The 26213-nt window shown below is 70.5% G+C and carries 28 protein-coding genes and 1 pseudogene; 4 read left to right on the top strand and 25 right to left on the bottom strand.

The genetic code is table 11. The features are described from left to right. Positions 1 to 29 precede the first annotated feature (29 nt). The 6 genes from ACZ7L5_RS09245 to ACZ7L5_RS09220 all read right to left on the bottom strand — a co-directional run bounded on the left by ACZ7L5_RS09245 (position 30) and on the right by ACZ7L5_RS09220 (position 8002). Positions 30 to 1067, bottom strand: a complete 1038-nt coding sequence (locus ACZ7L5_RS09245; protein ID WP_471515610.1) for a LacI family DNA-binding transcriptional regulator — start codon at positions 1065 to 1067, stop codon at positions 30 to 32. An 89-nt stretch (positions 1068 to 1156) separates the two neighbouring features. Continuing rightward, positions 1157 to 2173, bottom strand: coding sequence for a 1-aminocyclopropane-1-carboxylate deaminase (locus tag ACZ7L5_RS09240; RefSeq protein WP_471515608.1), 1017 nt, complete (start codon positions 2171 to 2173; stop codon positions 1157 to 1159). Between the two features lie 19 nt (positions 2174 to 2192). Further along, positions 2193 to 2840 (bottom strand): GntR family transcriptional regulator, encoded by a 648-nt coding sequence (locus ACZ7L5_RS09235; protein ID WP_471515606.1) that lies wholly within the window; start codon positions 2838 to 2840, stop codon positions 2193 to 2195. Positions 2841 to 2955: 115 nt separating this feature from the next. Beyond that, on the bottom strand, positions 2956 to 4548 hold the full coding sequence (locus tag ACZ7L5_RS09230) for a TROVE domain-containing protein (RefSeq protein WP_471515604.1): 1593 nt from the start codon (positions 4546 to 4548) through the stop codon (positions 2956 to 2958). A 339-nt stretch (positions 4549 to 4887) separates the two neighbouring features. After that, positions 4888 to 6336, bottom strand: coding sequence for an alkaline phosphatase PhoX (locus ACZ7L5_RS09225; protein WP_471515602.1), 1449 nt, complete (start codon positions 6334 to 6336; stop codon positions 4888 to 4890). Positions 6337 to 6568: 232 nt separating this feature from the next. Further along, on the bottom strand, positions 6569 to 8002 hold the full coding sequence (locus ACZ7L5_RS09220) for a hypothetical protein (protein WP_471515600.1): 1434 nt from the start codon (positions 8000 to 8002) through the stop codon (positions 6569 to 6571). Positions 8003 to 8320: 318 nt separating this feature from the next. Between ACZ7L5_RS09220 and ACZ7L5_RS09215 the strand changes: the two genes are divergently transcribed. Then, positions 8321 to 10147 carry an endonuclease/exonuclease/phosphatase family protein gene (locus ACZ7L5_RS09215; protein WP_471515599.1) on the top strand — a complete coding sequence of 609 codons (1827 nt, stop codon included), beginning with the start codon at positions 8321 to 8323 and terminating at the stop codon, positions 10145 to 10147. Positions 10148 to 10160: 13 nt separating this feature from the next. Here ACZ7L5_RS09215 and ACZ7L5_RS09210 read toward each other — a convergent pair whose 3' ends face one another. The 6 genes and pseudogenes from ACZ7L5_RS09210 to ACZ7L5_RS09185 form a co-directional block, all read right to left on the bottom strand. Continuing rightward, positions 10161 to 10904, bottom strand: coding sequence for an SRPBCC family protein (locus ACZ7L5_RS09210; RefSeq protein ID WP_471515597.1), 744 nt, complete (start codon positions 10902 to 10904; stop codon positions 10161 to 10163). Positions 10905 to 10920: 16 nt separating this feature from the next. After that, entirely contained in the window at positions 10921 to 11529 is a 609-nt protein-coding gene (locus tag ACZ7L5_RS09205) for an ArsR/SmtB family transcription factor (protein ID WP_471515595.1), read from the bottom strand. A 71-nt stretch (positions 11530 to 11600) separates the two neighbouring features. Next, positions 11601 to 12302, bottom strand: coding sequence for an antibiotic biosynthesis monooxygenase (locus ACZ7L5_RS09200; RefSeq protein ID WP_471515593.1), 702 nt, complete (start codon positions 12300 to 12302; stop codon positions 11601 to 11603). 201 nt (positions 12303 to 12503) lie between these two features. Continuing rightward, positions 12504 to 13109: a DUF3618 domain-containing protein gene (locus ACZ7L5_RS09195; RefSeq protein ID WP_471515592.1), complete on the bottom strand. Its 606-nt coding sequence runs from the start codon at positions 13107 to 13109 to the stop codon at positions 12504 to 12506. Beyond that, a complete protein-coding gene (locus ACZ7L5_RS09190; protein ID WP_471515590.1) occupies positions 13106 to 13525 on the bottom strand; it encodes a phage holin family protein in 420 nt (139 codons plus the stop codon). Before ACZ7L5_RS09190 ends, ACZ7L5_RS09195 begins: the two co-directional genes overlap by 4 nt. A gap of 53 nt (positions 13526 to 13578) precedes the next feature. Further along, positions 13579 to 14027: pseudogene (locus ACZ7L5_RS09185) on the bottom strand (hypothetical protein); the annotation flags it as partial. 71 nt (positions 14028 to 14098) lie between these two features. On the opposite strand from ACZ7L5_RS09185, the gene dapA reads away from it, so the two are divergent. Next, positions 14099 to 15001 (top strand): 4-hydroxy-tetrahydrodipicolinate synthase, encoded by a 903-nt coding sequence (gene dapA / locus ACZ7L5_RS09180; RefSeq protein WP_467483132.1) that lies wholly within the window; start codon positions 14099 to 14101, stop codon positions 14999 to 15001. On the opposite strand, the gene ACZ7L5_RS09175 is transcribed toward dapA, so the two are convergent. The 8 genes from ACZ7L5_RS09175 to ACZ7L5_RS09140 form a co-directional block, all read right to left on the bottom strand. Then, positions 15002 to 16240 carry a YncE family protein gene (locus ACZ7L5_RS09175; protein WP_471515588.1) on the bottom strand — a complete coding sequence of 413 codons (1239 nt, stop codon included), beginning with the start codon at positions 16238 to 16240 and terminating at the stop codon, positions 15002 to 15004. It abuts the gene before it with no gap. Next, positions 16237 to 16794, bottom strand: coding sequence for a SigE family RNA polymerase sigma factor (locus tag ACZ7L5_RS09170; RefSeq protein ID WP_471515586.1), 558 nt, complete (start codon positions 16792 to 16794; stop codon positions 16237 to 16239). The genes ACZ7L5_RS09175 and ACZ7L5_RS09170 overlap by 4 nt, the downstream gene beginning before the upstream one ends. 178 nt (positions 16795 to 16972) lie before the next feature. After that, positions 16973 to 17200, bottom strand: a complete 228-nt coding sequence (locus tag ACZ7L5_RS09165) for a hypothetical protein (RefSeq protein ID WP_471515584.1) — start codon at positions 17198 to 17200, stop codon at positions 16973 to 16975. A gap of 209 nt (positions 17201 to 17409) precedes the next feature. Continuing rightward, a complete protein-coding gene (dapD, locus tag ACZ7L5_RS09160; protein ID WP_362378473.1) occupies positions 17410 to 18399 on the bottom strand; it encodes a 2,3,4,5-tetrahydropyridine-2,6-dicarboxylate N-succinyltransferase in 990 nt (329 codons plus the stop codon). 152 nt (positions 18400 to 18551) lie between these two features. Continuing rightward, the gene (locus tag ACZ7L5_RS09155) at positions 18552 to 19100 is read right to left on the bottom strand and encodes a TetR/AcrR family transcriptional regulator (RefSeq protein WP_471515582.1); all 549 of its coding nucleotides are present in this window, start codon (positions 19098 to 19100) and stop codon (positions 18552 to 18554) included. Beyond that, the gene (locus tag ACZ7L5_RS09150) at positions 19100 to 19420 is read right to left on the bottom strand and encodes a DMT family transporter (RefSeq protein WP_328428545.1); all 321 of its coding nucleotides are present in this window, start codon (positions 19418 to 19420) and stop codon (positions 19100 to 19102) included. Before ACZ7L5_RS09150 ends, ACZ7L5_RS09155 begins: the two co-directional genes overlap by 1 nt. Positions 19421 to 19759: 339 nt before the next feature. Beyond that, positions 19760 to 20200, bottom strand: coding sequence for a GNAT family N-acetyltransferase (locus ACZ7L5_RS09145; RefSeq protein WP_471515581.1), 441 nt, complete (start codon positions 20198 to 20200; stop codon positions 19760 to 19762). Between the two features lie 99 nt (positions 20201 to 20299). Continuing rightward, positions 20300 to 20689 (bottom strand): winged helix-turn-helix transcriptional regulator, encoded by a 390-nt coding sequence (locus ACZ7L5_RS09140; RefSeq protein WP_471515580.1) that lies wholly within the window; start codon positions 20687 to 20689, stop codon positions 20300 to 20302. Between the two features lie 104 nt (positions 20690 to 20793). Between ACZ7L5_RS09140 and ACZ7L5_RS09135 the strand changes: the two genes are divergently transcribed. Then, positions 20794 to 21201 (top strand): RidA family protein, encoded by a 408-nt coding sequence (locus ACZ7L5_RS09135; protein ID WP_471515578.1) that lies wholly within the window; start codon positions 20794 to 20796, stop codon positions 21199 to 21201. A 54-nt stretch (positions 21202 to 21255) separates the two neighbouring features. On the opposite strand, the gene ACZ7L5_RS09130 is transcribed toward ACZ7L5_RS09135, so the two are convergent. Further along, positions 21256 to 22140 carry an endo alpha-1,4 polygalactosaminidase gene (locus ACZ7L5_RS09130; RefSeq protein ID WP_471515576.1) on the bottom strand — a complete coding sequence of 295 codons (885 nt, stop codon included), beginning with the start codon at positions 22138 to 22140 and terminating at the stop codon, positions 21256 to 21258. 330 nt (positions 22141 to 22470) lie between these two features. On the opposite strand from ACZ7L5_RS09130, the gene ACZ7L5_RS09125 reads away from it, so the two are divergent. Further along, positions 22471 to 23292, top strand: coding sequence for an AbfB domain-containing protein (locus ACZ7L5_RS09125; protein ID WP_471515574.1), 822 nt, complete (start codon positions 22471 to 22473; stop codon positions 23290 to 23292). Between the two features lie 86 nt (positions 23293 to 23378). Here the strand turns inward: ACZ7L5_RS09125 and ACZ7L5_RS09120 are convergent, their stop codons facing one another. From ACZ7L5_RS09120 to sufC, 4 genes are read right to left on the bottom strand one after another with little or no spacing between them, the layout of a single operon-like run. Beyond that, positions 23379 to 23711 carry a metal-sulfur cluster assembly factor gene (locus ACZ7L5_RS09120; protein WP_328428541.1) on the bottom strand — a complete coding sequence of 111 codons (333 nt, stop codon included), beginning with the start codon at positions 23709 to 23711 and terminating at the stop codon, positions 23379 to 23381. After that, positions 23708 to 24175, bottom strand: coding sequence for a Fe-S cluster assembly sulfur transfer protein SufU (sufU, locus tag ACZ7L5_RS09115; protein WP_471515572.1), 468 nt, complete (start codon positions 24173 to 24175; stop codon positions 23708 to 23710). The genes ACZ7L5_RS09120 and sufU overlap by 4 nt, the downstream gene beginning before the upstream one ends. Before the next feature lie 16 nt (positions 24176 to 24191). Next, positions 24192 to 25448: a cysteine desulfurase gene (locus ACZ7L5_RS09110; protein ID WP_328882425.1), complete on the bottom strand. Its 1257-nt coding sequence runs from the start codon at positions 25446 to 25448 to the stop codon at positions 24192 to 24194. Then, positions 25445 to 26209, bottom strand: coding sequence for a Fe-S cluster assembly ATPase SufC (gene sufC, locus ACZ7L5_RS09105; protein WP_362378465.1), 765 nt, complete (start codon positions 26207 to 26209; stop codon positions 25445 to 25447). Before sufC ends, ACZ7L5_RS09110 begins: the two co-directional genes overlap by 4 nt. Positions 26210 to 26213: the final 4 nt, after the last annotated feature.

Raw genomic sequence — 26213 nt, 5'->3', positions numbered from 1 at the left:
GCGTTGCGGCGTTCCCGGCCCACCGGCCGTCAGGCCGAGGCCCGCACCACCAGCTCCGGGACCACCCACGCCGCGGCGCCCCGCAGCGGTTCCTCTCCGGCGCGCAGCCGGGCGACCTGCTCGACGGCCAGCCTTCCCAGCCGCCGTTTGTCGATGTGCAGGGTGGTCAGGGCGGGCTCCACCAGCTCACCCAACGACAGTCCGTCGAAGCCCATGACGGCCAGGTCGTCCGGCACCCGCCGGCCGCGGCGCCGGGCGGCACGCATGGCGCCGACCGCGATCAGGTCGTTGAAGCCGAAGACGGCGGTGATGTCGGGCCGGGCGTCCAGCAACCGCTCCATGCCGGCCTCACCCCCGGCCACACTGTGCTCGGGACTCAGCGCTATCCAGCCGTCGTCGACCGGCAGGCCGTGCCGCCGCGCCAGCTCCAGGAAGGCCTGTCTGCGCGGAGCGGGGCCGTGCACACCGTCCAGCATGCCGATCCGGCGGTGACCCGCGGCCACCAGATGCGCCATGCCCTGTTCGAGACCGGTCGCGGCGTCGATCCCCACGGCCGCGAAACAGGTCTGCTGCGGCCCGCGTTCCAGCAGCACCAGCGGTACACCGCCGAGGTGCCGGGCGAGCACGTCCTCCGGGCTCTTGAAGTAGCCCACGATCGCGTCGGCCTGATGGGACAGCGCATCGAGGGCGTCGCGCTCCCGGGCCTCGTCGATGCGGGAGTCCCACATCACCACCTGCCAGCCGCGCTGCTCGGCCGCCTCCAGCACACCGGCGGCCACCTCGGGGAAGAAGGGGTTCATCAGATCCGGGATCACCAGCCCGGCCGTCACGGTGCCCTTCTGCACGAGGCCGCGGGCGAACCGGCTCGGCCGGTAGTCCAGCAGCCGCGCCGCCTCCAGCACCCGTTCCTTCGTCGCCGGGTCGATCTCGCCCTTGTCGTTCACCGCGCGGGAGACCGTCTGCCGTGACACTCCGGCCAGCTTCGCGACATCGTGGATCGTGGCCCGGCGGCGGTTGCCGTCGGGCCGTTCGACACTCGGCTCCCGCTGCTGATCGTCCGCCCGCACGCTGTGCACTTTATCCGGCCATGTGCACGGCACGGCAGGGCCCGGCACCGCAAGGCCGGCCCGGACCCCGCAGCGGCGCGTCCGGCCGCCTAGAACAGCGCGCTGTACGCGTTCAGCGCGGGCTGCCCGCCGAGATGGGCGTAGAGGGCCGTGGACTCCGCCGTGATCTCCCCGCGCGCGACCAGATCGATCATCCCGGCCATCGACTTGCCCTCGTAGACCGGGTCCGTGACCATCCCCTCGGTCCGCGCCGCCAGCCGCATCGCCTCCAGCGTCGTCTCGTCCGGTATCCCGTACGTGCCCGCGTGATAGCGGTCGTCGAGCTCGACGTCGGCCTCGGTCAACTCGCGCTTGACGCCGATGAGCCGGCCGGTGTTGCCGGCGATCCGGGCGATCTGTTCGCGGGTGGTGGCGGGCCTGGCCGAGGCGTCGATGCCGAGGACCCGCCGCGGACGGCCGCCCGCCTCCTCCAGGGCGGCGAATCCGGCGACCATGCCGGCCTGCGTGGAGCCGGTCACCGAGCACACGATCACGGTGTCGAAGAAGACGCCCAGCTCCCGTTCCTGCTCGGCCACTTCGTATGCCCAACCGGCGAAGCCGAGCCCGCCGAGCGGGTGGTCGGAGGCGCCGGCCGGGATGGCGTACGGCTTTCCGCCCGACTCCTCCACATCGCGCAGCGCCTGCTCCCAGCTCTCCTTGAAGCCGATCCCGAACCCGGCCCGCACAAGGCGCACGTCGGCCCCGGCGAGGCGGCTGACGAGGATGTTGCCGACCTTGTCGTACACGGAGTCGGGCCAGTCCACCCAACTCTCCTGGACCAGCACGCACTTGAGCCCGGCACGGGCGGCCACCGCGGCGACCTGGCGGGTGTGGTTGGACTGCACGCCGCCGATCGAGACGAGCGTGTCGCAGCCCTTCGCGAGCGCGTCGGCGACCAGGTACTCCAGCTTGCGGGTCTTGTTGCCGCCGTACGCGACACCGGAGTTGCAGTCCTCGCGCTTGGCCCAGAGGGAGGCTCCGCCGAGGCGTGCGGTCAGGCGCTCCAGGGGGTGCACGGGGGACGGGCCGAAGAGGAGGGGATAACGGTCGTACGAGGAAAGGGACATGTGGTCCTCCCGGTAAGGGTCAGTCGCTGTCGGCGAGTTCGGCGAGCCCTCGCCAGATCTCCGCCGTGACCCGGACCGCCTCGTCCACGTCACCGGCCGCGCACGTCTCGATCAACCGCTCGTGCAGCCCGGCCGACCGGCAGGCCCCGCCCTCGCCGAAGCGCCGGCGCTCCAGGCGGCGGATGAGCGGGGTGTAGCGGGCGACGGTGGCGGCGGCCGCGCGGTTGCCGCTCACCCGCACCAGCACGTCGTGCAGTTCGTCGTCGGCCCGCAGGGCGAGGTCCACCTCGCCGGCGGCGACGGCGGTCGCGAAGCGCTCGTTGGCGGCGCGCATGATCTCCACGTCCGCCGCGGCCAGCCGGGGTACGGCGACCCGAGTCACCAGCTCGTGCATGGCGCCGACCACGGCGGCCGCGTCGCGTACGTCGGCGGCGACGACCGACGTCACGCGCGTGTAGCTCTGCGGCTTGCTCTCCAGCAGCCCCTCGTCCACGAGACGCGAGAACGCCTCGCGCACCGGTGCCCGGGACAGCCCGAGCCGCTCGGCGAGATCGGCGTCCCGCACCACCGCGCCGGGTTCGATCTCCCCGGCCACGATGGCGTCCCGGAGCGCTTCGTAGGCCCGGTCCCTGAGCAGGGTGCGGGCTACGGGTCGTATCGCCTCCACGAACTGAAATGTTAGATGTCAGCGCTGGCGGCGACAAGGGGCGCCGAGGGACGCGGACAGGAGAGTGGCCCGCACTCCCCACGCGGTGCGGGCCACCACTCACGACTCAGGCAGCTCAGGCTGCTCGGGCAGCCCAGGGCCAGTCGGCGTCGCGAGCCCCCTCCAGCAGCGGCACCATCCGGAAGGCCGCGTCCGAGAGACCGCCGAAGGTGTGCCGGTTGCCCGTCCCCGACGGACCGTGGCCCACCCGGTACCCGGCGAGGTTCCAGGTGTAGACCGGCACGTCGGCCGGGACCTGCTCGGTCGGGTCGCCGTGGCCGCTGGGGGCGTACTGCTCGTCGGTGACGATCAGCACCCGGTCGTGCTTGCGGTAGTGCCTGCGCACTGCCTCGGTGGTGTTCGTGCCGCCGAGGTCCCCGAAGCGCTCCAGGACCTTCAGCACCGACTCGCCCTTGCGGAAGGCGATCTCGCCGCTGCCCGTGCCGAACTGGACGAGATCCGCGTCCGCCGCCCGCAGCGCGAGCGCCGTGCCGAAGATCGCGGCCGCGTCGGCCCGGTTGAGCTGCGAGCGGTCGGACAGCCGGGACCAGAACATCGAGCCCGAGCGGTCGACGAGCACCAGCGTCCGGTCGGGCAGCGCCGGCACCTGGGCCAGCGAGTGGCCGAGTGCCTGCTCCAGCGGGTACGCCCAGCGCAGCGACGGCGCGTGCTGGTACGCGGCGAGGTACCTGAAGGGGAACTGCCGCGACCGTACGACCTCCTCCGGATCGCTGATCCGGGCGGCGACCTGGGCCGCCACCTCGTCCGAGATGCCGGCCTCGTCGAAGTTCCGCAGGTTCCTGACGAGCGCCATGGCACCCATCGACGGAATCACGGCCTCCCAGGCCTCCTTGTCCATCGGCCCCTGCAGCCAGCCGGCCAGCGCCTCCCACGTCATGCCGGCCGCCGCGAGCCGCTCGGCCCCGCCGTCCGACGTGACCACCGCACGCCGCTGTTCGACGGGCAGTGCCATCAGCTCGCGGTGTGCGACCAGCGTCCGGTTGGACGCGGGCGGCACGGCGGTGTCCGGGTTGTACCGGCGGTCGAGGGCGTACTGGAACAGGTCGCCCTGCCCCGGCTTTTCCGGGTCGGGGGCCGCGTGCACCACGTTGAGGATGTCGCCGAAGCGGTACCCCTTGGACGCGGTGTCGTACTTCAGCAGCGACCTGCCGCTGTAGAGCCGGCGTACCGCGTCGGCGACACCGCGCTTGACCGGCTTCGGGACATTACGGCCGTACAGCGCGGTCCAGTACGCGAGCAGTTCGCCGGGCTCGTCCGGCCGCTGGAGCACGGAAGCGATGACCTGCCGGTTCGACGGACCGTCGGTGGCCCCGGCGTCCAGGCGGGCCTTCACGTACTCGGCGGCGCCCACGATCGCGGCCGTACGGAGGTTGCCCTCCCCGCGCAGCCAGCCGAGCAGGCCGGCGGTCCACTCGGGGTCGGTGACGGCGAGCTCGCCGACGAGGCGCGCGAACCGGTCGTCACGGTCGGCGCCGGACTCGTAGAAGGTCTGCTGCGAGACGAAGTTGTCGACCGCCAGCAGGAAGAGCTCGGAGCGCGCGTCGCGCTCACGTCCCAGGCCGCCCTCGTAGGTACGGAGCACTCGCCCCGTCGAGGTGACCCGCGAGGTCGGCCGCGCCGTGGCGGCACGCCTGTTGAATCGTGCCATGGTGAATTCCCCCCGAATTCGATTGCGTTTCGGAGGGAGACGCAGCAAAAGGTGGGTGCCCGAGATCAGGAGTCGGCGACGGACTAATCGGATGCTCTACCCAATTGAGCTACATCGACCGGAAGTCGATGACGGGACTCGAACCCGCAACCCTCTGATCCAATGAAGTAACCGTTGCCTGCGCACCGGGCACCCACCATGAGCTGCGCCTCCCGAGATCAAGTCGGCGGCGGCGTCGGATTCTCTGGAAAAGAAGTAGCCGCTGCCATCGCACCGGGAGGTGCGTGACGTTGTGATCTCACTGTAGGAGGCGCAACTCGGGCCGGGCGACCGAATTAATTACCGCCGCTGCCGCTTCCAGGGCCCCGTGATGGCGAGCATGATGCCCGGCGTCTGGATATTGGCGTACAGCGTCCGGCCGTCGCACGAGAAGGTGACCCCCGTGAACTCGCTGTACTCCGGCTCCTCCTCGGTGCCGATGTTCAGCTCATTGCGGGCGATCGGGTACGTGCGGCCGCTGTCGGTGGCGCCGAAGAGGTGCTGGACGCCCTCGCCGTCCTCGGCGATGACGAGGCCGCCGTACGGGGAGACGGTGATGTTGTCCGGGCCGTCGAAAGCGCCGTCCCTGGACGGGTCGGGGTTGACGCCGAGCAGGACCTTCAGGGTGAGGGTGCGGCGCTTGGGGTCGTAGAACCAGACCTGGCCGTCGTGCCGGCCGGGGCTCTCCTCGCGGGCGTACGAGGAGACGATGTAGGCGCCGCCGTCGCCCCACCACATGCCCTCCAGCTTGCGGGCCCGGGTGATCTCGCCGGCGGCGAACTGCTTGCGCACGGGCGTGGTCCTGGCGTCGCGGTCCGGGACGTCCACCCAGTCGACGCCGTACACGGTGCCGATCCTGATGGCCCGGGAGAGGTCGTCGACGAACTTGCCGCCGGAGTCGAAGCACTTGGGCGCCTGGAGGACACCGGCGTCATCGGCCAGCTTGCGGAACTTGCCGCTGCCGTACTCGAAGCCCTTCGGCGGGGTCCAGCGGAAGAACAGCCCGTTGGGCGTGGCCGCGTCCTCGGTGAGGTAGGCGTGGCCGCGCTTGGGGTCGATGACGACGGCCTCGTGGTCGTAGCGGCCGAAGAACTTCAGCGGCTTGGGGTTCTTGTTGGCGCGCCGGTCGACGGGGTCGACCTCGAAGACGTAGCCGTGGTCCTTGGTCATGCCGTTGGTGCCGGCCTTGTCGGAGTTCTCCTCGCAGGTGAGCCAGGTACCCCAAGGGGTGCTGCCGCCGGCGCAGTTGGTGGAGGTGCCCGCGATGCCGACCCATTCGGCGACCTGCCCGCCGGGGCGGACCTCGACGACGGTGCAGCCGCCGGCCGCGGCGGGGTCGTAAACGAGGCCGTCGGTGAGCGGGACGGGGTGGTCCCAGTCGGCGCGCGGGCCCTTCAGCTCGTGGTTGTTGACGAGGAGGGTGGTGCCGCGCGGCCCGTCGAAGGCGGCCGTGCCGTCGTGGTTCGAGGGGGTGAACTCGCCCGACTCCAGCTTCGTCCTACCGCTGTAGGTGATGATCCGGTACTTGAACCCGGCGGGCAGCGCGAGGAGGCCCTTCGGGTCCGGGACGAGGGGTCCGTACCCGACGCCGCCACAGTGGGCGTCCGCGGACTTCTCGCTCGCGGTCTCGGACTCCGTGGACGCGAGCGCGTTCGGCGCGGTGGCGAGAACGCCGGCACTGCCCGCCAGCGCGACACCGGCCCCGGTGATCGCGGAATTCCTGGCGAAGTCCCTGCGGGTGAGCGACATGCTGTCTCCTGTGACCGTGGGTGTGCCGTGGAGGGCGGCGAACTCCGGAACGCCGCAACGCTGCCGCTCATGTCTGAACAGGAGTTGAACTCCGGGCGGATTCAGTGGACCTGCTTCCATGAATCCACGCCGGTGACGGCAGCGCCCCGTAAGGGGCGCGGGGCTGTATCGATATGCGGCTCAGCCGCGTGGGCGCGACCAGCCCCCGCACACCCGCACCCGCGGAACGGGCTCAGCCCCCTTGTTGCGACCGCGCCTTGAAGGCAGCCTTACGCGCTTCCTTCGCGATCTTCTTGTCCGGATGCAACCGCCCCATCGCCTCCAGCACATCCGCCGTGGCCGGATGCTCGACCCGCCAGGCCGCCGCGAAGAACCCGCTGTGCTGCGCGGCCAGTCCCTCCACCAGGGCCCGCAGCTCGTCGGAGTTCCCCTCGGCCGCGAGCTGTGCGGCAAGCGTGTCGACGGTCAGCCAGAACACCAGGTCCTGGGAGGGCGGGGGCACGTCGGAGAACCCCGCCTCGGTCAGCCAGACCCGGGCCAGCCCACCCAGCTCCGGATCGTCGAGGACCTCCCGCAGGGCCGGCTCGGCCTCGGTGCCCACCAGGGACAGCGCCTGCTGGCAGCGCAGTCGCCGCAGCGGCGCCCCGGCGTCCAGGCCCCGTGCCGCCGCGAGCAACTCCCGCGCCGCGGCGAGGGGTTCGCGCCCGTTCAGCCACTGCACGGTCTCGGCGTGCGCGGCGGCCTGCGGGAAGGTGGCCGTGCCGTCGAGCAGTGCGTCGGCGCCCTTGTCCGCCAGGTCCCCGACCGCGGGCGACTCGAACCCGGCCTCCAGCAGCCGCGCCCGCAGCCCGTACAGTCCGAGCGGGGTCAGCCGCACCATGCCGTAGCGCGACACGTCGGTGTCGTCGACGGCGGCCGCGGCCTCCTCGGCACCCTCGACGTCCGCCATCAGTGCCTCGTCCACCGGCTGGTACTCCACCAGGCCGGCCGGCTCCAGCAGCCGGAACTGGTCGTCCAGGCGCATCATCGCGTCGGAGACCTGTTCCAGCACGTCGTTCGTGGGCTCGCCCATGTCGCTGGGCACGATCATCGACGCGGCGAGGGCCGGCAGCGGTACGGGCGCGTCGCCCGGCCCGTCCTCGCTGACCGTCAGCAGGTACAGGTTGCCGAGGACACCGTCGAGGAACTCCGCCTCGGCCTCGGGGTCCCAGTCCAGGGTGGAGAGGTCGATCTCGCCGCCCGCGCCCATGGCGTCGACCAGGTCGTCGAGGTCGGGCACGCTCGCGTCCGCGAGCACCGTCTCCAGTGCGCCGAGCCACACCGCGAGCACGTCCTGCGGCGAACCGCCGGTCAGCAGCGCCAGGTCCGCGCCCGCCGCCACGGTGCCCGTCTCCTCGTCGACGATCTCCACCAGCCCGGTGTCGACGGCGACGCGCCAGGCCTCACTGGCGTACGCGGCGGCGTCGTCCCCGCTCAGTGCGAGCACCTCGGCGGCGGCCGGCAGCTGCTCGTCGACGAGGCCGCCCCCGGCGTCGACCCGGGTGTCGGGGCCGGCCCAGCGGGCCAGCCGTGCGGCCCTGGCAAGCAACGGCGTGGACAGCGCGTCCCGCGCCAGCTCCGCTTCGGGATGCAGCCGCACCGGCGGCAGGGAGGAGCTGTCTGACATCGGCTGGTTCTCCTAGGGCGTTCCGCAGGGCCGTAGGCGTCACGGCCCAGCCGCTCTCCACTTCACGGCTCAACCGCTCAGCCTAGACGGGTTTCCACCCATGCCGCCCGGTTCATCTCCCCGTCGGGCGGTGTACATGGCCGAAACCTTGACAACTGGCCCGAGCAGGCAGGAGATTGACGCGCGTAGAAATCGAGCGGACATCTGTTCACTGTATTTTCTACGCGCGTCGCCGCCGCCCCACCGGTCGCGCCTGCACCCACCGTTCCACGCACCACCCTCGTCCCGGCGCCCACGTATGTCCCCGGAGGGATCCCGTTGCCGAGCAAGAAGTCCGCGCGCCTCGCCGCGCTCACCGTCGCCGCCGTCTGTTCCGCGGCGTCCACCGTTGTCCTCACGTCCCCCGCGCACGCCGACTCCGTGCGCATCCATGACATCCAGGGCAGCACCCGCATATCCCCGTACGCCGGCAAGCAGGTCACGGACGTGGCCGGAATCGTCACCGGCGTGCGCACCTACGGCTCGTCCAGAGGCTTCTGGATCCAGGATCCGGACGCCGACGCCGACGCGGCGACCAGTGAGGGCGTGTTCGTCTTCACGAGCTCCGTCCCGAAGGTCGCCGTCGGCGACTCGGTCCTGGTGGCGGGCACGGTCGCCGAGTACGTCCCCGGTGGCGCGACCTCCGGCAACCAGTCGCTGACCGAGATCACCAAGCCGACAGTCACCGTCGTCTCCAGCGGCAACGCCGTCCCGGCCGCGCAGGTCGTCGACGAGGACTCGGTGCCGGACCGGTACACGCCGGCCGGCGACGCGGCCGCGAAGGGCTCGATCGACGGCCTGACGCTGCGGCCGTCGAAGTACGCCCTCGACCACTACGAGTCCCTCGAGGGCATGAACGTCGAGGTCGCCGACGCCCGCGTGGTCACCGCGACCGACGACTTCCACGAGCTGTGGGTGACGGTGAAGCCGTGGGAGCACCGCAACCGCCGCGGCGGCACGGTCTACGGCTCCTACGACTCCCAGAACACCGGCCGGCTGCAGATCCAGTCCCTCGGCCCCGGTGCCGAGTTCCCGGTCGCGAACGTGGGTGACACCCTCACCGGCACCACGGCCGGCCCGCTGGACTACAACCAGTTCGGCGGCTACACCCTCGTCGCGAGCGAGCTCGGCACCCTCAAGAGCCGTGGCCTGGAGCGGGAGACGACCCAGAAGCAGCGGCGCGACGAACTAGCGGTCGCGACGTACAACGTCGAGAACCTCGACCCGTCCGACGCCACGTTCGCCGAGCACGCCTCCGCGATCGTGAACAACCTCCAGGCGCCCGACATCGTGTCCCTGGAGGAGATCCAGGACAACAACGGCGCGAAGAACGACGGCACGGTCGCCGCCGACCAGACGGTGGGCAAGCTGATCGACGCGATCGTCGCGGCGGGTGGCCCGGCCTACGACTGGCGCTCCATCGACCCGGTCGACAAGGCCGACGGCGGCGAGCCGGGCGGCAACATCCGCCAGGTGTTCCTGTTCAACCCGAAGCGGGTCTCCTTCACCGACCGCGCGGGCGGCGACGCCACGACCGCCGCCGGTGTGACCAAGGTGAAGGGCAAGGCGGCGCTGACGGTCTCCCCCGGCCGTATCGACCCGGCGAACGCGGCCTGGACGAACAGCCGCAAGCCGCTGGCCGGCGAGTTCGTGTTCCGTGGCCGCACGGTCTTCGTGATCGCCAACCACTTCGCCTCCAAGGGCGGCGACCAGTCCCTGCACGCGCAGTACCAGCCGCCGGCCCGCAGCTCGGAGACCCAGCGCCACCTCCAGGCGAGTGCGGTCAACACCTTCGTCAAGGACATCCTGGCCGTCCAGAAGAACGCGGACGTCGTCACGCTCGGCGACATCAACGACTTCGAGTTCTCCGGCACCACCAAGCTGCTGGAGGACGACGGCGCGCTGTGGTCGGCGATCAAGTCGCTGCCCAAGAGCGAGCGGTACTCGTACGTCTACCAGGGCAACGCCCAGACGCTGGACCAGATCCTGGTCAGCCCGTCGATCCGGCGTTCCTGCGACTTCGAGTACGACAGCGTGCACGTCAACTCGGAGTTCAACGACCAGATCAGCGACCACGACCCGCAGGTGCTGCGGTTCCGTCCGTAACTTCCGGTGCGGTTCAGGACTGGCTGAACACGCCGTTCAGCCAGTCCTGCCAGGCGGCCTCGACCGCCTTGGCGTCGGCGCCCGGGGCGAAGTCGTGCACGGAGATGCCGACCGGGTAGCCCCAGTGGTTGCGGCCGAAGAAGCGGATCATGGCGTGGTCCGTGCGCAGCCCGATGAAGTACGGGTTGCGGAAGTCCACCACGGCGTCGAGGAGTCGGCCCTCGGGGCCGCGTGCCTGGACCTGCGTCCCCTCGGCGGTGTCGTCCCCGAGGCCGAGCGCGCGGCCCACGGCGACGAAGGCGTCCGCCGTCTTGGACGTGTCGGGCCCGTCGAAGGTCGTGAAGGCGACGACCGGACGGCCGCCGAACTCCGTCAGGTACTGGCGCAGCGTGTGCAGATAGAAGTCGGTGTGCCGGCCGGCGGCGTCGTACTGGTTGTCCCAGTCGTCGACGAGGATGCCGCTGTGCACGTACCGCACCCAGGCCCGGCGGCCCCCCTCGCGCGGCTCGATGGTGTAGTCGAGCTGGTTGAGGCTCTGCTCCTTCACGCCCTCGACGTCCTCCGCCCGGTTGGTGTAGCGGTGCGGCGGGTCCCAGGCGGTGACCGTGGAGCCCATCGCCCCCTTGCCGCCGACACGCGGCTCGGGCGGCTCCGACGGCCACATCCAGCCTCCGGTGTTGCTGGTGATCGCGTCCCACACCTGTTCCGGTGTGGCGTCGACCTCGAACTCGCGGGCGATCTCGAATTCCTTGGACATGGTGGGCTCCTGCTGATTACTGGTCGAGTGCGGGGTTCGGCTGGTCCTTGACCGTGGGGTGTACGGCGACCACGATCCGGTGATCGCGGCCGCCCTCCGCGTCGGGCGCGTCGTACTTGTGGATCAGCGCGCTCACGCCCGCCGTCAACTCCTGGATGAAAGCGGCCCGTTCGGCCGCCGAGGCGAAGCGGACCTCGCCGTCCAGGGCGTATGTCGCCAGCCTCTTGCGGGCCTTCGCGGCACCGGTGATCAGCGAGCCGACGTCCCGGACGAGCCGGGCGCCGAGCGCGAGCAGCCAGCGGGCGGAGAGCTGGTCACGGAAGCGGTCCGGGTCCGGCTGCACCGCGGCGAGCGCGAGCGGTGAGATGACGTACGACGCGGCGGTCGCCTGCATCAGCCGCTCGGTGACGTTGCCCTTGCGGCGCTCGCCGGCCAGCTCCACCAGTCCGTGCCGCTCCAGCGCCTTGAGGTGGTAGTTCACCTTCTGCCTTTGCAGCCCGACCTTTCCGGCCAGCATGGCGGCCGACGCGGGGCCGGCCGCCAGCTCGGCGAGCAGCCGGGCCCTTGTGGGGTCCAGGGAGACGGCTGCGGCCTCGGGGTCCTCGATCACGGTGACGTCCAGCATGCGTCCACCGTCTCACCGAAAACTTTTTTTGTCCAGACGGTTCGAGTTTTCGGAGAGGCCGCGTCACGGCTTCACTCGGGAACGAGGCCGACGGCGTGGTCGTACCGACTGACCGTGCTGCTCTTCAGCCCAGGCCATGTCTGGACGCGTTGCCACAGCTCGGTCGCCGAGCCGATGCCGTTGCCCGGGGCTGAGAGGGCGTCGATGTGGGCGGCGGCGCTCTCCCACTCGGCGTAGTTCAGGACGCGGGTGCCGTCGGTGCTGAGGTGGAAGTGGGCGGAGATGCCGCCGGAGTGCGGGTCCGGCTCGCGCTCCAGGGCCTCGAAGACGGCGTCGACCCAGGCGCGCTGTCGGTCGGGGTCGGGCCCCTCGAACTCGATGTCGACGATCACGATGCAGCCGGGGACGCGGGTGTCGCCCTCGCGAGTGCCGCTGCGGTAGTGCCGGTACCGGCCGAGTCCCAGCCGCTCGATGCCCGGCACGGCCGTGTCGATCTCGTCGTTGCGCTCCTGGCGGTGGGTCTTCACGAAGGCCTCGTAGGCCTGGTCGCTGCGCCACTGCGAGTAGTGCAGGAGGGTGGCGGCGTCATGCCCGGTGTAGACGTGGTAGCCGAGCAGACCATCGGTGGGCCAAGGGCGGCGCTCCCAGGTGCCGGCGATCGCCTCGACCGTCTGCTGCTGCCGCAAGGGGGTGCCGACCCGCCAGGTACTGAAGAAAGGGGCGCCGATCTCGGGGCGGGCGAGGTCGGGGTGGGCGTCGGTGCGACGGGTCATGGATGCCTCCGGAGCCGGTGGTCAATGCGTGCACTGAACACCTTTCGACCTCAACCGCTCTTGAGGTCAAGTGAGCCCTTGGAAGGCGGGGTTCACGAGATCGTGCGCAGGGCGGTGCGGCGCGGCGTCCGAGAAAACACAGAGCGGCGCGGGACCGGTGACCGGTCCCGCGCCGCCTCGCCGTCTCCCTCGACCGGCGTCTCAGCGGTGCCCGTTGTGCCGACGCCGCAACACCTGTGCGGCGACCACAGCGCCCAGGGCCGCCCCGGCGATCAGCACCGGCCGCGGATGCCGCAGTCCGGCCTGGACGACGGTGCGGACGGGGCGCGGCACGCTGTGCTCGACCACATGGCCCGCGTGCGTCGCCCTGCCCTGGACGGTGTGTCCGGCCTGGGTCGCCCGGTCCTGCACCGTGTGCCCGGCGTGCGTCGCCTTGTCCTGCACGACGTGTCCCGCCTGGGTCGCCCGGTCCTGCACGACGTGCCCGGCGCGTGCGGCCCGCTCCTGCACCACGTGCCCGGCCTGGACCGCGCTGCTGCGCAGCTGCACGGTCATCGCGCCCGCCTTGTCCTTGAGGTCGGCGGCGCGCGCCAGGGCCCGGCCCTTCACATCCGCCTTCCCGGCCAACTCCGCCACGGTGTCGCCGAGTTCGCTGCGCGTCCGCTCGATCTGGCTGCGCAGTTCCTCGGGGCCCTTGGCCCCTGCGCTCGCCTTCGCCGCCGCGGACTTCCCAGCGGCAGCGGCTTTCGCGGCGCCCTTCTGCGCGGCCTTTCCGCCGCCCGTCGCCCCCGCCTTGCGGTCCGTCATCGGTGTGCCCTTTCCTTGATCTCCTCGACATCGGCCCTGACGCTGCTGAGGGCCTCCTCCGGCGTGGGGGGTGCGGCGCGCCGCAGCCGGGCGCGGCCGGTCGCGGCCAGCAGACCGGCGAGGGCGAACAGGACGCCCGTCACGATCAGCGCCGCGGCCCACACGGGCAGCGTCAGCGAGAGTGCGGCGGTGGCCGCGGCGGCCAGGAACAGCAGACCGGCGTACGCGACGGCGCCCGCCGCGCCGAGCAGCCCGCCGCCCGTGCCGGCACGTCGGCCCTTCTCGGCCAGCTCCTCCTTGGCGAGGGCGACTTCCTGTCGTACGAGCCGGGAGACCTGTTCGCCTGCCTGCCCTACGAGTTCGCTCACCGAGTGGTGCTCGTCGTGCACCCGCTCGGGGGTCGTGGACCCGGTCACGGTGTTCCGCCTCCTCTCGATTCGGAACACCCGGGTACCCGGTGCCGCCCCCGCTATCCCTTCCCTCCGCCTTCCGGTGCGCACCCGCCCAGCCGGGCCGGCCGCGCCCGGAGCCAGTCGAGGCAGGCCTGCAACAGCGCAGCCTCGGCAGCCAGTTCGGGCACACCGAGCCCATCGGCCACAGCGAGGGCGGCCACGGACGCGACGGACGCCCCCTTCCCGGCCACCACCCGCAGCCGCTCCCCGCCCGGCCGGGCGAACCCCGCGAGCGAGACGGACGTACGGCCGCGCGGGCAGCCCGCGCGGGACGGGGCGAGCGCCCGCCGGCCGGGGCGGCCGTTCGTACCCGCCGGCAGGCGTAGCGGGAGCCGCGCTCGAAGCGCAGGCAGCGGCCCAGCACGGTGACTTCGAGCAGTGCGGCCGCCCGGTGCTCGGCCGTGCACGCCACCGCCTCGGCAGCCGTACGGTCGCGCACACGGTGGAAGCCGCAGTCGCAACACCGAAGCAACGCTTACCAATATCCCGTAGAAGAATTAAGTGGAGCTACGACATGACAGTGCCGACACTAATACCATGACGACCGCCAACGCCTCGGCCCCTCCCTTCGGCCGGGCCCTCTGCGCCATGATCACGCCCTTCACCGAGGCGGGCTCCCTCGACCTCGACGGCGCCCAGCGGCTGGCCGACCGGCTGGTGGCCGAGGGGTGCGACGGGCTCGTGCTCTCCGGCACGACGGGCGAGTCGCCGACCACCTCGGACGCCGAGAAGTCGGAGCTGATCAGGGCCGTCCGGGAAGCGGTGGGCGACCGGGCGACGATCGTCGCGGGCGTGGGCACCTTCGACACCCGGCACACCGTCGAACTCGCCCTGATGGCCGAAAAGGCGGGCGCCGACGGCCTGTTGGTGGTCGCGCCGTACTACAGCAAGCCCCCGCAGGACGCCGTCGAGGCGCACTTCCGCGAGATCGCCGACGCCGCCGGACTGCCCCTCACGCTGTACGACATCCCTGGCCGCACCGGCACCCGGATCGAGCCGGAGACGCTGATCCGGCTCGCCGAGCACCCCCGGATCGTCGCGGTGAAGGACTGCTCCTTCGACTTCCTCGGCACCCAGAAGGTGCTCGCCCGCACGGAGTTGGCGTACTACGCGGGCTGCGACGAGCACAACCTCGCGCTGTACGCGGTGGGCGGCTCCGGCTACATCAGCACCGTCGCGAACGTCGTACCGGCCCAACTCCGTGCGGTCCTCGACACGTTCGAGGCGGGCGACACCCCCGTGTCCGCCCGCCTCCAGCAACGTGCCACGCCGCTCATCGAGTTGGTGATGGCGGCGGGCCTGCCCGGCGCGGTCACCGCGAAGGCTCTGCTCAATGCGCTCGGCCTGCCCGCGGGCCCGGTCCGCGCACCGCTGCGGCCCGCCGGCCGCGAGGCGGTCGACGGGCTGCTGGCGGCTTACGAGGAGCTCACCACGGGTTGATCAACGTGGGGCGAAAACAGGCTCCCACCCCTGTCGTTTCTCGTCCGGGTCCGGCTCACGAACACCGCTCAGTGGTACGACCTTGTCGCTGCCGATCGTGACCAGCACGAGCCGGGGCCGGTACGACTCGTCGAGACCGGTGACCCGTTCCCAGGCGATGAGCCGCTTGTCGTCGGCCCAGGCGAGCAGGTGGGCTCCGCGGACCTTGGTGACCTCCTCGCCCGTACGGGGGTCACGGATCGAGGAGTAGGACCTGCCCGGGGATCCGTCGACCTCCTTCGTCAGACCGAGGGCGGCGAGAGAGCCGTTCGGGGACAGCCGAGCCCCGACGTCCGAACGCAGGTGTTTCTCGTCGGCGGGAGCGGCGGCCTTCCTGCCCCGCAGGTCGTAGAACTGCTGCAGCCCGTCCCTCCCGCCGATGAACCGCGCGTACACCAGCCCACCGGACCGGCTGTACGCGAAGTCCTGGCGGGCGTTGATGTTGCGCTCGGGCGCGACCGCGCTCCAGGAGCCCTCGCCGGAGGCCACGTCGAGGTCGTAGAAACCGGTCCGGCTCGACTCGCCGTACCTGGACGTCCACTCCCACACCTCCTCGCCCTCGCCGTTGACCATCGGCTCCTTGATCCGCAGGTCGGGGTTCTCGCCGTACGTCGTCGCGACGAGCCTGCTCCCGTCCCGCGAGAACGCCAGCCCGCCGACCCCGCGCTCGACCGGGATCCACCGCTCGACCTCCCCCGTCGCCAGGTCGAGCAGGCCGATCCGGCTCACGGGCAGGTTCTGCTCCAGCACGGCGGCCGTCTTCAGGCCGGGGGCGACGGCGACGAAGGACCACCGGGTGTCCTTCACGTACTTCCCGGTCTGCGGGTCCAGCAGCCAGTAGGTGCGCACCATGGCACCCCGCTTGTCGGTCTCGGTGCGGAGTTCCGTCATGGAGTAGGCGGCCAGCACCGTGTCCCCCGCCCCGATCAGGTCGCGCGGCGGCGACTGGTCCGGGTGGGCGAGGACGCCGCCCTTCTCCAGTGCGCTCGCGGCAAGCACGTCGTCCTTGCCGGCGCCCAGCAGCGGCACCGCGACGCCGATGGCGACCACGGCCGCGGTGGCCGCGGCGACGGAAACGATCCGCCGGGTGCGGCGGCGCCTGCGCACGGCCAGGACCCGGTCGGCGAACCCCGGCCCGGCCGACGGCTGTTCGGTGGCCAGCTCCCGCAGGGAGTCACGCACGAGTTCCTCGACGTTCACGGACGCACCTCCACGGGTGAGAAGTCACGGGACGGCCGCGGTCCGGCGGCCGCCGGGTCCAGGGCCGCCAGCTCCGGCGCGAGCGAGCGCAGCCGGGCAAGCGAGCGGTGGGTCGTGGACCGTACGGTCCCCACGGAACAGCCGAGGATCCGGGCCACGTCGGCCTCCGGCAGGTCCTCGAAGTAGCGCAGCACCAGTACGATGCGCTGCCGCGCCGTCAGCCGCGCCAGCGCGCCCCGCATCAGCAGCCGCAGCTCGGCGGAGGATGCCGCATCCGGGCTCGCCCCGCTCTCGGGCGGCTCGGCGACGGTGAGTTCACGCCGGGGCCACTTCAGCCGCCAGCGGCTGATCTGCTGCCGGTACAGGATCTTCCGTACGTACGCCTCCGGCTCGTCGATGCGATGCCAGCGGCCGGCCGCCTTCATCAGGGCGTTCTGCAGCAGATCCTCCCCGGCGTGCCGGTCGCCGCCGGTCAGCAGGACCGCCGTCTTCAGCAGCGCGGACGACCGGTTCTCCACGAACTCCCGAAAGCTCTCCTGCGCTTCGGCATCCATCGTCACCTTCTCTTCCCCCGGACGGGCCGGACGCCCGCCTCTCCTATCCCCTGTGACGCGTGCCGTGTGCTGCCGCTATGCCGGCGGCGCAGAAAAGAAATCCCCCACACGGCAGGGCCCGCACCGCCACCCTGTGCGGTACGGGCCCCGGCCCTCGTTCGCTGCGCTCAGCGCGCGATCAGCCCCACTTGTACCCGTCCCCGAAGAGCAGGAAGTGCTCCAGCACATCCTCCATCGGATCGTCCACCTGCCCCACGTTGACCAGCCCGATGCGGGGCCCGTTGTGCGAGCCCGTGTTGGTCTCGTCGGCATACGCGGCCCCGGCAGGCAGCCAGCAGGCCGCCCCCGCAGCCAGCGTGCCCACCAGCAGGCGCACTGCGGCCCTGCCCCGCGCACTCGTCTTCACTCGACCCACCATCGGCCCTCATCTCGTCGGTTCGGCGTGTGATCGGAAACTGCGTCGACCTGTTCATCTGCCTGGACCGCGCTGAGGTCACGTGGAGTAACCCGTACGTGATCGCGCCGCGCCGGGCTGACACACGGCGAGCGCCCTCCCACGAGCCGTTTCCGGCTGTGGGAGGGCGCTCGACGACAGCAGTCCGAGGGCGGTCGCCGTCAGTTGTGGCTGTGCAGGATCTCGTTCAGCCCACCCCACACCGCGTTGTTCGGGCGGGCCTCGACCGTGCCGGTGACCGAATTGCGGCGGAAGAGGATGTTGGAGGCGCCGGAGAGTTCGCGGGCCTTGACGATCTGGCCGTCGGGCATCGTGATGCGGGTGCCGGCGGTGACGTACAGGCCGGCCTCGACGACGCACTCGTCGCCCAGCGCGATGCCGACGCCCGCCTCGGCGCCGATCAGGCAGCGCTCGCCGATGGTGATGATCACGTTGCCGCCGCCGGACAGGGTTCCCATCGTCGACGCGCCGCCGCCGATGTCCGAGCCGTCGCCGACCACGACGCCCGCGGAGATACGGCCCTCGACCATGGAGGTGCCGAGGGTGCCGGCGTTGAAGTTGACGAAGCCCTCGTGCATGACGGTGGTGCCCTCGGAGAGGTGCGCGCCCAGGCGGACCCGGTCGGCGTCGGCGATGCGCACGCCCTTGGGGGCGACGTAGTCCGTCATCCGCGGGAACTTGTCGATCGAGGTGACCTGGAGGTGCAGGCCCTCCGCGCGGGCGTTCAGGCGGACCTTCTCGACGTCGTCGACGGCGACCGGGCCGAGGGAGGTCCAGGCGACGTTGGCGAGGAAGCCGAACTGGCCCTCCAGGCTCAGGCCGTGCGGCTTGACCAGGCGGTGCGAGAGCAGGTGCAGACGCAGGTACACGTCGTGCGCGTCGATCGGCTTCTCGTCGAGCGAGGCGATGACCGTGCGGACCGCGACGACCTCGACGCCCCGGCGTGCATCCGGCCCGACCGCCTTCGCGGCGCCCTCGCCGATCAGCTCGACGGCCCGCTCGGCGGACAGCCGCTCGCTGCCGGAGGGACCGGGCTCGGCAACGAGCTCGGGCGCGGGGAACCAGGTGTCGAGAACAGTGCCGTCAGCGGCGATCGTGGCAAGGCCGGCTGCCACGGCGCCGGTGGTACGAGGAGCAGTCGTGTCGGTCATGAGGGCAACCTAACCGGCAGGGGGCCGCCCGGGCCAACCGGCGGGAGGGGCGTCTCAGGGTACGGGCCGTCCGGCCCGGCCGGCCCAGGGGAAGCGAAGCCCGCTCCCGTCAGGGAATCGCGCCGCAGCAAGGGCTCACCCATAACCAGGACTCACCCCTCCGGCCCGGGGATCACCCGCCGCAGCACCTCACACGCGTACCCCTCGTCGTACGGCACCTCGGTCAGGAGCACCTGCAGACAGATCCCGTCCATCAACGCCACCAGCGCCCGCGCGGTGACGGCGTCCGTGCGCCGGGAGAGTCGGTCGGCGAGGTCCTGCGCCCACTCTGCGGCAACCGGACGCAGGGCGGGGCGGCGCAGGGCGGCGAGGTAGAGCTCGTACTCCAGCTCCACACCCGTACGGTCCCCCGCGAGCCACTCGCCCATCCAGCCGGCGAGTTCGGCGGCCAGGTCGGTGTCCGGGTCCGTGAGGCCGCCGCGCGAGGCGATCACCTTGGCGAAGCCCTCGTTGGCCTGTCGCAGGGCGGCGACCAGCAGATCGTCGAGGGTCTTGAAGTGGTACGTCGTGGAGCCGAGCGGCACGTCCGCCGCCGCGGCGGCCGTGCGGTGGCTCAGCCCCGCGATGCCCTTCTCCCCGACGACCCGGATCGCCGCGTCGATGATCCGCTGACGCCGCTCGGGGTCGTAGCGCCGGGGCATCAGTGCGCGCCTCCCAGGTTCAGCACCACCACGCCGGCGATGATCAGCGCGATGCCCGCGGCCTTGGCGACCGTCATCCCCTCCCCCATGAACAGGATCCCGATGGTGGCGATGGCCGCGGTGCCGACGCCCGCCCAGATCGCGTAGGCCGTGCCCACGGAGACGGTCCTCAGGGTCTGGGCGAGCAGCGCGAAGGAGACGAGGTATCCGAGGGCGGTCAGCAGCGACGGCCAGAGCCTGCTGAAGCCGTCGCTGTACTTCATTGACGTAGTGGCGGCCACCTCGGCCGCTATGGCTCCGGCGAGCAGCAGGTATCCCATGTGTACGAGCGTACACAACGTCGGCCAAGGTTGCGTACGGTCGTACACAACTGCCCTCGCGCCCTTAGTACCCACATGCAAGTCACGCGCGCCGCGAGGAAGGCAGCCGGAGGTTGGTCACCCTTGATGCTGACGATCGTCGAGTAGGCAACGACCAGTCCGGCGGATCATGTGAGTCCTCGCCGCAAGCACAGCGGGGTCATCGCACCTGCAACGGCCTGCCTTGCAGACGCCGCGGTGGTTCCGGCGCCACACGCTGGAACAGTTCCCACAATCCGTCCGGCACCAGTTGTTCGGCTGTCGCCACGCTCGGAGCAACGAGCTTCAGGCCAGTCGCGTTCAGGAAAGCCGCAAATCTATCCAGGGGATGGTGTCACCCGGCAACAGGTAGCGCTCGGTCTCGATGAACCCGTGCTTCTGCGCAAAGCGCAGACCGCCATCGTTCGACGACAGGACAACGGTCTCGATCACCCTGGCACCCAGCTCCCGCGCCCGGTGGAGCCCACGCTCAAAGAGTGCTTCGCCGAACCCCCGTCCACGGTGAGCGGCAAGCACCCGGGCGATCACAGTCGCCGTCAGAGTGTCGTCCGTCGGCGGACGTACCGTGCTGCAGCCCACGACTACGTCATCGAGATACGCGATCTCCAGGTGATTGCGCTCGGAACGTTCCCGTACCTCTTCAAGAGACAGGACGTGGGTCGGGATGATCACATTGTGGACGTGCTGCCAGTCTCGGAGAGTGGCATCGCAGTCAGGCCGTTGAAACCGAAGATCAGACATCGCAGCAGGAGACCTGAGTGCTCCGCGGACGTCAACTCCTTGTACCAACCCACAAGTCACCGCTCGCGTTACGCGCCCGGAGCCAACTGAGACGACCCCTTACGGCTTCCGCGCCTCGAAGTTTTGGCGGGACGCCTCGATGTCCCCGAGGTACCGGTGGGTCCAGTCGCACATGCCGTCGATGGTCACCCGCAGGGCCTGGCCCGGCTCGGTGAGGGCGTACTCGACGCGCGGCGGCACCGTGGCGTGCACGGTGCGCTCGACCAGGCCGTTGCGCTCCAGCATGCGCAGGTTCTGGGTGAGCATCTTGTGGCTGATCCCGTCGACCTCGCCGCGCAACTCGCTGAAGCGCAGGATCCGCTCCCCCAGGGCCTCGATGATCAGCAGAGCCCATTTGTTAGCGATGTCCGAGAAGATCTCCCGGGCCAGGGAGTCCGCGCGCGTCACGTCCGCCTGGTCCAGTGAGCCACTGAACTGCTTGGTTCCCATGAGGTTCCCCAGTCACCGAAAAGTGCGTTCTTCCATGTCAGCGGCCACTCTCCTACGGTTCCTGAGTAACCACAAGTGAGCACGAGACGGAACGGACGGACGACATGGCCATCACTCTGGTGAACCCGAGCGGGCTGGTGGAGGTCGACGCCTACCACCAGGTGTCGATCGCGAGCGGCTCGAAGCTGGTCTTCGTCGCCGGGCAGGTCGCATGGGACGCGCAAGGCACTGCGGTCGGCACGGGCGACCTCGCCGCGCAGGTCGAGCAGTGCTACCTCAACGTCGGCACCGCCCTGGCCGCGGCCGGCGCCTCCTTCGACGACGTCGCGAAGCTGAACGTCCACGTCGTCGACTGGACCCCCGACAAGATGCCCCAGCTCATGGAGGGGATCACCCGGGCGGCCACCAAGCTGGGGGTCACCGCCACGCCGCCGGCCACACTGCTTGGCGTCGCGGCACTGGACGTGCCCGAGCATCTGGTCGAGATCGAGGCCACCGCGGTCCTCGACTGAGTCACTGAGCCCACGACCGGGCGGCGCCGTCCGGGGCGACTGGGCCGGCCCCGGTCAGCAGGTACGGCGGCGGTACGCTTCCGCCCCCGCCGGTACGACGTCCAGGTCGCGCAGAACCACCGACAGCTCGTCGCCCCACTCCGCACACGCGGCGGCAAGGCCGTCCTGCCGGTACTCGATGTCGAAGACGCGGTCGTCGTACGCGTCCGCGTAGGCGTCGCACTCGTCGTACTGTCCGCACTCCTCGGCCACCGCGAAGTCGAAGCCGATGTCGCGCCCCTGTCCGGCCAGTTCGGCGGCGTTCTTCTGGCCGATCGCCAGGCCGGCGGCGTGGGCCCGGGCGGTGATCAGCTCGCCGAAGGCCACGTTGTCGTCGGCGGTCAGCAGACCGTCGGACCGCTCGTGCGAGTCGAGGTTGTCGGCCTCGACGGCCTGGAATCCGGCGGCGGCACAGCCGTCGATCCACTCCCCCACGACGTCGGCGAGCCGTTCGCGCTTGGCGGGCGTCGAGATGTCCAGGACGGCCTCGTCCCAGTCCCGGTCGATGACCAGCGAGTCGTCGGCGTCGCGGAGGAGCAGGTCGGGATGGCGGGCCTCCCACCAGTCCTCGGTGTCCGGCTGGGCCTGGAAGGCGTTGACGTAGCAGATGTTGTAGACCCCCGGCGCCGGTTTCGCCGCGCGGTCGCGGGAGACCGCGCGTACGCCGGTGGGCGGCCGGTAGGCCCCGCCGATCTGGTAGTCGAAGCCGACCCCCGGCTCGGGCAGGACCACCTTCCCGGCACCGCCGCTGCCGGGGGCCGTCGGGGCGGTGGAGCGGCCCGGCTCGTCGGCGTCCTCACCGTCGGACGCCGTACAGCCACCCGCGGCCACGGCGAGCGCACCGCACAGAGCGGCGGCCGCAAGCGCGCGGCGGAGGGCACGGGGAGCGCGGTGGGCCATGGTCCGGGGGCTCCTGTCGGTGTGTGCTCTTGCAGTGCTGCCCGGCCATGATGCCCTGTCGCGGGCCCGGGCCCGGCATTCGGCTCCACGACTGCACCCAACAGGCCTTTCTCCAGCCATAATTGATGGAACATCAGCTATAAGAGTTCGATTGACGACGCGTCGAACCCCGCCCGCTCCCCCCTGGAACCGGCTCAGAAATCGATCTGGATACGGCTCGTTCCAAACAGGTGCTCGGGAGTCACTGGGTCCACTAGTGTTTTACCGTTCACATACCGGGCCTTCGCAGCCGCGGTCGTCGCCCCATGACACCGCTGGGGGGAACAGCGCATGCCAGAAAACAAGTCCCGGCCGTCTCAGGACCAACCTTGGGAGAACGGCTGGGCTCCGGACACCTCCCGGGCGCCCGGGACGCGCCGCCTGTGGCTGGCGGGCGGGATGGCGGTGGCGACGATCGTCGCGTGCGCCACGGCAATCGTCGTGATGGAGAGGGCACCTGACGGGCAGACACGCTTGGCACCGGCCGACGAGAACACGACGGTCCCCGGCCTGATCTCGTTCGCCACGCCCTCGGAGACTCCTCCGAAGGGCAAGAGCGGCCTGTCGACGGCCGAGGCCGCGACCAGGGCGCCGCGCCAACAGGACGCCGGTACACCCAAGCCCGCGCCGAAGCCGTCCAAGTCGTCGTCGGGCGAGGACGGTTCATCAGCCGCCCCGAAGCCTCCGGCCGCCATGACCTGGCGATCCTTCCGCTCGGTCAACTACCCCGACCGCCACTGGCACGTGAGCGGTGGCCACGTGGCCCTGGACCCGGTCCGCGGTTCCGAATCCCGCGAGGACTCCACGTTCAAGCAGGCGAAGGGCCTGGCCGACGGCTCCTGCTACTCCTTCGCCACGCATGACGGCGCCTACCTCCGGCACCGCAGCTTCGTCCTGCGCGCCGAACGTCACGACGGCTCCGCCCAGTTCGAGCAGGACGCCACCTTCTGCCCCCGCGACTCGTCCCACTCCGGCGCGACCATGCTGGAGTCGGTCAACTACCCGGGGTACTTCCTCCGCCACAAGAACTTCGTCGTCCGTCTCGAACGCTTCGAGTACAGCTCCCTGTACCTGGCGGACTCGTCGTTCCGGATGGTCGGCGGACCGGCCTGAGCCAACCCCGACCACGAGCACGGAAAAGCGGCGGCACCCGAAAGGTGCCGCCGCTTTGTCCGTGCTGGGGAGCCTCTGCCCCCGAATCAGACGTTGAACCCGAGCGCCCGAAGCTGCTCCCGACCATCGTCCGTGATCTTGTCCGGCCCCCACGGCGGCATCCAGACCCAGTTGATGCGCAGCTCGTTGACGAGACCGTCCGTGGCGGACTTGGCCTGGTCCTCGATGACATCCGTCAGCGGGCAGGCCGCCGAGGTCAGGGTCATGTCGAGCGTCGCGATGTTCGCGTCGTCGATGTGGATGCCGTAGATGAGGCCGAGATTGACGACGTCGATACCCAGCTCGGGGTCGACGACGTCGTACAGCGCCTCACGGACCTCTTCCTCCGAGGCCGGCTTCATCTCCACGGTGTCACTCATGCCGTCTTCCTTTCGGCGTCGGCGTCGCCCAGCGCCTGGGCCGTCGCGTCCTTCCACGCCATCCAGCTCAGGAGGGCGCACTTGACCCGGGCGGGGTACTTGGAGACTCCGGAGAACGCGACCGCGTCCTCCAGAATCTCCTCCATCGCGTCGTCGGGCTCGAGCTTCCCCTTGGACTGCATCAGCTCCAGGAAGGTCTCCTGGATCTTCTGCGCGTCGGAGAGGTCCTTGCCGACGAGGAGTTCGTTCAGTACGGACGCGCTCGCCTGGCTGATGGAACAGCCCTGGCCCTCGTACGAGACGTCCTCGATCTTCGTGCCGTCGTACTTCACGCGCAGGGTGATCTCATCGCCGCACGTCGGGTTGACGTGGTGCACCTCGGCGTCGCCATCCCGCAAGCCCCGCCCGTGCGGGTTCTTGTAGTGGTCCAGCATGACTTCCTGGTACATCGAATCCAGCTTCATGCGATCGCTCGTCCCGTCAGCCGAAGAAGTTCCGTACGTGCTCCAGGCCGTCCACCAGAGCGTCGATCTCGGCCGGCGTGGAGTACAGATAGAACGACGCTCGCGTGGTCGCAGGAATTCCGTAGCGGAGGCAGACCGGCCGCGCGCAGTGGTGGCCGACCCGGACCGCGATGCCCTGCTCGTCGAGGACCTGGCCCACGTCGTGCGGGTGGATGTCGCCGAGCGTGAAGGAGATCGCGGCGCCCCGGTCCTCGGCCGTGGTCGGGCCGATGATCCTGAGGTCGGGGACCTCCGCGAACCGCTTCACCGCGTACTCGGTGAGCGCGTGCTCGTGGGCGAGGATCTTGTCCATGCCGATCGAGTTGAGGTAGTCGATCGCCGCGCCGAGGCCGATCGCCTGGGAGATCGGGGGCGTGCCCGCCTCGAACTTGTGCGGGGCGGGAGCGTACGTCGACGAGTGCATCGACACGGTCTCGATCATCTCGCCGCCGCCGAGGAACGGGGGCAGGTCCTCCAGCAGCTCCTGGCGGCCCCACAGGACGCCGATGCCGGTCGGGCCGCACATCTTGTGGCCGGTGAAGGCCACGAAGTCGGCCTGGAGCGACTGCACGTCCAGCGGCATGTGAGGAGCGGCCTGCGAGGCGTCGATGCACACCAGCGCGCCGACCTCCTGCGCGCGGCGCACTATCGCCTCGACCGGGTTCAGCGTGCCCAGGATGTTCGACACCAGCACGAAGGAGACGATCTTCGTCTTCTCCGTGATGATCTCGTCGATGTTGGACAGGTCGAGACGGCCGTCGTCGGTCAGGCCGAACCACTTCAGCTTCGCGCCCGTGCGCTGCGCGAGCAGCTGCCACGGCACGATGTTGGAGTGGTGCTCCATCTCCGTGATGACGATCTCGGTCTCGTGGTCCACCCGGTAGGGCTCGTCGGCCCAGCCGAGCATGTTGGCCACGAGGTTCAGCGACTCGGAGGCGTTCTTCGTGAAGATCACCTCGTCGCGGCTGGGCGCGTTGATGAACTCCGCGACCTTGTCGCGCGCGCCCTCGTACAGCGCCGTGGCCTCCTCGGCGAGGACGTGCACGCCACGGTGGACGTTGGCGTTGTGCTGCTCGTAGTACTCGGAGAGCACGTCGAGCACCTGGCGCGGCGTCTGCGAGGTCGCCGCGTTGTCCAGGTACACGAGCTTCTTGTCGCCGTGGACGACGCGGTCCAGGATCGGGAAGTCCTTGCGGAGCGCCTCGGTGTCGAGGAGGCCCGGCAGCTGTGTCACGCGGATGCGCCACCCTTCACGTACTTGTCGTAGCCCTCGGCCTCGAGCTGGTCCGCGAGCTCCGCTCCGCCGGACTCGGCGATACGGCCGTTCGCGAACACGTGGACGTAGTCGGGCTTGATGTAGCGCAGGATGCGCGTGTAGTGCGTGATCAGCAGGGTGCCGACCTCGCCGGTCTCGCGGACCCGGTTCACGCCCTCGGAGACGACGCGCAGGGCGTCGACGTCCAGGCCGGAGTCGGTCTCGTCGAGGATCGCGATCTTCGGCTTGAGCAGCTCCAGCTGAAGGATCTCGTGGCGCTTCTTCTCACCGCCGGAGAAGCCCTCGTTGACGTTGCGCTCGGCGAAGGACGGGTCCATGGAGAGGCGCTCCATGGTCTCCTTGACCTCCTTCACCCAGGTGCGCAGCTTGGGGGCCTCGCCGCGGATGGCGGTGGCGGACGTACGGAGGAAGTTGGAGACCGAGACGCCGGGGACCTCGACCGGGTACTGCATCGCGAGGAACAGGCCGGCGCGGGCGCGCTCGTCGACGGACATCTCCAGGACGTCCTCGCCGTCGAGGGTGACGGTGCCGTCGGTGATCGTGTACTTCGGGTGACCCGCGAGGGAGTAGGCGAGGGTCGACTTGCCGGAGCCGTTGGGGCCCATGATGGCGTGCGTCTCGCCCTGCTTCACGGTGAGGTCGACGCCCTTGAGGATCTCCTTCGTGGCGTTGTCGGCCTCGACGGTGACGTGCAGGTCTCGGATTTCAAGCGTTGCCATGGGT

This window comes from Streptomyces sp. NPDC107528, from assembly GCF_055639295.1.
This window is presented reverse-complemented; position numbering and strand designations above follow the sequence as displayed.